The 3,697-nt window shown below is 74.5% G+C and carries 3 protein-coding genes and 1 tRNA gene; 3 read left to right on the top strand and 1 reads right to left on the bottom strand.

The window, feature by feature from the left end; genetic code table 11:
* The first annotated feature begins 357 nt into the window (after window positions 1-357).
* Window positions 358-441, top strand: a tRNA-Leu gene (locus IF99_RS0129925).
* 119 nt (window positions 442-560) lie between these two features.
* Here the strand turns inward: IF99_RS0129925 and IF99_RS0129920 are convergent.
* The gene (locus IF99_RS0129920; protein ID WP_031001550.1) at window positions 561-1,208 is read right to left on the bottom strand and encodes an FMN-dependent NADH-azoreductase; all 648 of its coding nucleotides are present in this window, start codon (window positions 1,206-1,208) and stop codon (window positions 561-563) included.
* A gap of 303 nt (window positions 1,209-1,511) precedes the next feature.
* Here IF99_RS0129920 and IF99_RS0129915 point away from each other — a divergent pair, with 303 nt between their 5' ends.
* Both IF99_RS0129915 and IF99_RS0129910 read left to right on the top strand, forming a co-directional pair.
* Complete coding sequence (locus IF99_RS0129915) at window positions 1,512-1,919, top strand: winged helix-turn-helix transcriptional regulator (protein ID WP_031001549.1); 408 nt, start codon at window positions 1,512-1,514, stop codon at window positions 1,917-1,919.
* A 324-nt stretch (window positions 1,920-2,243) separates the two neighbouring features.
* Window positions 2,244-3,662 carry a DUF2252 domain-containing protein gene (locus IF99_RS0129910; protein ID WP_031001547.1) on the top strand — a complete coding sequence of 473 codons (1,419 nt, stop codon included), beginning with the start codon at window positions 2,244-2,246 and terminating at the stop codon, window positions 3,660-3,662.
* Window positions 3,663-3,697 lie beyond the last annotated feature (35 nt).

The raw sequence follows: 3,697 nt of genomic DNA, 5'->3' as shown, positions 1-3,697 counted from the left end.
CCGGGCGGGGCCGGGGGCGCGTGGCGGGGGGTTGCCGCGCGGGGGCGGGGGTGTCCCTCGCGCGGGGGCTTGGCGAAGGGGAGGCGCCTCGTACCGGCGCGGGGCGGGGGCCTCCCGGCGCGTGGCGGGGGCCTCGTGCTCGCGGGGTCTTGGAAGCGCACTGACGCGAGGCGCGCTTCCGGCGTGGGCACGGGGTGATCCCGGGGCGTGGGGCGAGCTGTGTGCGGGGGCGCCGGCGGTGTTTCCGCGGGGGCGCGGTGGGGTGGCGGGGGTCACCGGAAGCGAGATGAATCCGACCCGGTCAGCGTGCTAATCTTCAGATGTCGCCAGGGCAACACGGCGGCAGACACCCAATTTGCGCGGGTGGCGGAATAGGCAGACGCGCTGGATTCAGGTTCCAGTGCCCGAAAGGGCGTGGGGGTTCAACTCCCCCCTCGCGCACACAGTAAGAGGCGGCACCGTGAAAGCGGTGCCGCCTCTTTTTGCGTGGGTGAGCGGGGCGTGGGTGCCGGGAGCCGGGGCCCGGGGTCGAGCCCCCGAGCCCCGCGCCAGGGGTGATGTCAGGCCGCCAGCCGCGCGGCCAGCGCCTTCGCCTTGGCGTCCGCCTCCTCGAAGGCCCGCTCGCGGCTCGCGTGCGCCAGCGGGCGCAGTTCGGCCAGCTCCTCCTTCACGGGCGCCAGCGTCAGCTCCGGCACGATGAAGTCGACCTCGGCCCCCAGCATCCCGGTGAGCACCTTCTCGACGTAGTTCGTCACGAACTCGAAGCTCTCGCGCGGCGTCCCGGGCGCGTACGAACCGCCCCGGCTCGCGATCACGGTGAAGGGCAGCCCCTTGACGGTGCCTTCCGCGCCACCGGTGCGCCCGACCACGATGACCTGGTCCAGCCACGCCTTGAGCGTCGAGGGGATCGAGAAGTTGTACATGGGCGCGGCGAGCAGCACCGCGTCGGCGGCCTCCAGCTCGGCGACCAGTTCCTCGCGCACCGCGAGGGCCGCGCGCTGTTCCTCGGTGCGCTGCTCGGCGGGCGCGAAGTCGGCGGAGAGGGCGTCCCAGCCGAGGTGCGGCACGGGGTGCGCGGCGAGGTCGCGGTAGACGACGGTGCCGCCGGGGTGCGCCTCCAGCCAGTTCTTGACGAAGGCCGCGCCGACCTCGCGCGAGGAGGACTGCTGGGGGGCGAGGGCCGAGTCGATGTGCAGCAGGGTTGCCATGGGGACTCCAGGTACTTCGTACTTCCGGGCATTGCCGGGCGGACGGGAACGGAACACGGGCGGAACGCGGGTGGGGACCCGGACGCGGCGGCTCAGGAACGCGAGCCGGTACGCCGGATTCCCGCCCGGGACGCGCTGACGGCGTGCCGAGGACGCGCCGGGGATGCGTCGGTGGCGTGCCGAGGCCGCGCCGAGAGCGTGGCGAAGACGGGACGAGGGGCGTGAGCTTTCCTCTGCGACTATTAATAACACAGGTACTTACTTTTCCGCAGCACCATCTTGAGGGGCAGTACCCTGGTGGGCATGGCGGAGAAGACGGAGAGCGACGCGGCGTGTACCGAGGTCGGCAGAGGGATGACCCTCGTCTTCAACCTCCTGGGCAAACGCTGGACCGGGCTGATCGTCTCCGTGCTGATCCCCGGCCCCGCGCACTTCGCGGACCTTCGCCGGGCCATCCCCGGCATCAGCGAGCGGATGCTCTCGGACCGCCTCACCGAACTCGCGGGCGCGCGTCTCGTCGTGCGCGAGGTCGACGAGGGCCCGCCGCTGCGCGTCAGCTACCGCCTCACCGAGGCCGGCGAAGCGCTCGGCCCCTCCCTCGCCTCGCTCGGCGACTGGGCGGAGCGCTACCTGGAGGAAGCGGGCTCCCCCTGCACCGAGGCCCGCGCGGCGGTCCACCGGGCGACGGGGGACGCCGACGCGGCGTGCTGAGGTACGGGGCGGGCTGCCGCTGAGACGCGGGGGCGACTGCTGTCGGGGTGCGGGAACGGCTGCCGTTGTGGTGCGGGGACGACTGCCGTTCTGGGGCGGGGAGCCGCTGCCGTTGAGCTGCGGGGTGAACCGCCGCCGATGTGCGGGCCGGGGCTGTCGCTGTCGCGCGCGGCCGGGTCCCGTCAGGCGCGCGGCGACGTACGGGGCCGGGGGAGCCCGGCGTTGGCGGCGTGGCCGCGTCGTAGGGTGCCTGCCACACATACAGCGCCCGGAACCCGTACCCGTCGGAACGGGAGGGCGCGCGGACGAGGGGGCGGTCGGCGTATGACGGAGACGGTGGCGGGTACGGCGGCGAGGACCCGGACGGGAGCGGGCGCCGACGCGTCGGCGGGGCGGATACCTGAGGTGGCCGGCTTCGCGCGGCGGGGCGCGGCCGGGGGCGGGAAGGCGTACGGGAAGGCCTTGCGCGAGCGGGTGCCGCGTGCCGCGCACGCGCGGTTCGTGCGCGATCCCGCGCGGCCCGATCCCGTCGAGGTCGTGGCGGAGTCGAACCGGGGGCGGCTGCCCGCGCTCACGCCGCTGCGCGCGGAGCGGATGGCCGCGAGCCCCTTCGCCTTCCTGCGCGGCGCGGCCGGGCTGATGGCGTACGACCTCGCGCGCACGCCCGTGACCGGCGTGGGCGCCCAGCTCTGCGGCGACGCGCACGCGGCGAACTTCGGGATCTACGGGGACGCGCGCGGCGAACTCGTCATGGACCTCAACGACTTCGACGAGACCGTGTACGGGCCCTGGGAGTGGGATGTGAAGCGGCTCGCGACCTCGCTCGTGCTCGCGGGGCGCGAGGCGGGGGCGGGCGAGGCGGTGTGCGCGGACGCGGCGCGCGACGCGGCAGGCGCGTACCGGCACACGATGCGGCTGCTCGCGAAGCTTCCCGCGCTCGACGCCTGGCACGCCGTCGCCGACGAGAGCCTCGTCTCGCACGCCGACGCGAAGGACCTCGCGGGCACGCTCGCGCGCGTCGCGGCGAAGGCGCGGCGCAATACGAGCGCGCGCTTCGCGGCCCGTTCGACCGAGGCGGCGCCGGACGGCGGACGACGCTTCGTGGACGCGCCGCCCGTGCTGCGCCGCGTCGGGGACGCGGAGGCGGCGGCCGTCGCGCGGGCGCTCGGCGACTGGCTGCCGACGATCGCCGAGGACCGGCTCCCGCTCCTCGCCCGTTACGCGGTGCACGACGTGGCCTTCCGCGTCGTCGGCACGGGCAGCGTCGGCACGCGCTCGTACGTGGTGCTGCTCCTCGACCACCGGGGCGAGGCGCTCGTCCTCCAGGTGAAGGAAGCGCGCCCCTCGGTGCTCCTGCCGCACCTCGCGACGGCCGGTTTCCCCGCGCCGGACCCCGGGACGCACGAGGGGCGGCGGGTGGTGCTCGGGCAGCGGCGGACGCAGGTCGTCAGCGATCACCTGCTGGGGTGGACGACGATCGAAGAACGCCCCTACCAAGTGCGGCAGTTCAGGAACCGCAAGGGAAGCGTCGATCCGGCGTCGCTGGAGCCGGCGGAGCTGGACGACTACGCGCGGATGACGGGGGCGCTGCTGGCGCGGGCGCACGCGCACACGGCCGACCCACGGGTGATCGCCGGGTACTGCGGGAAGGGCGAGGGGTTCGAGGAGGCGGTGGGTCAATTCGCCTGCGCGTACGCGGAGGTGACGGAGGAGGATCATGCGCGGTTCGTCGCGGGGCGGTGAGGTGGGGGGATGAGGTGGGGGCTCTGAGGTGGGGG

The organism is Streptomyces sp. NRRL F-5630 (assembly GCF_000719475.1).
GTDB lineage: Bacteria > Actinomycetota > Actinomycetes > Streptomycetales > Streptomycetaceae > Streptomyces.
This window is presented reverse-complemented; position numbering and strand designations above follow the sequence as displayed.

Bases quoted from the DNA above. Each gene is read 5' to 3' on its own strand.
- IF99_RS0129915 (WP_031001549.1), top strand. From the start codon at position 1,512: ATGGCGGAGAAGACGGAGAGCGACGCGGCGTGTACCGAGGTCGGCAGA.
- IF99_RS0129920 (WP_031001550.1), bottom strand. From the start codon at position 1,208: ATGGCAACCCTGCTGCACATCGACTCGGCCCTCGCCCCCCAGCAGTCC.
- IF99_RS0129910 (WP_031001547.1), top strand. From the start codon at position 2,244: ATGACGGAGACGGTGGCGGGTACGGCGGCGAGGACCCGGACGGGAGCG.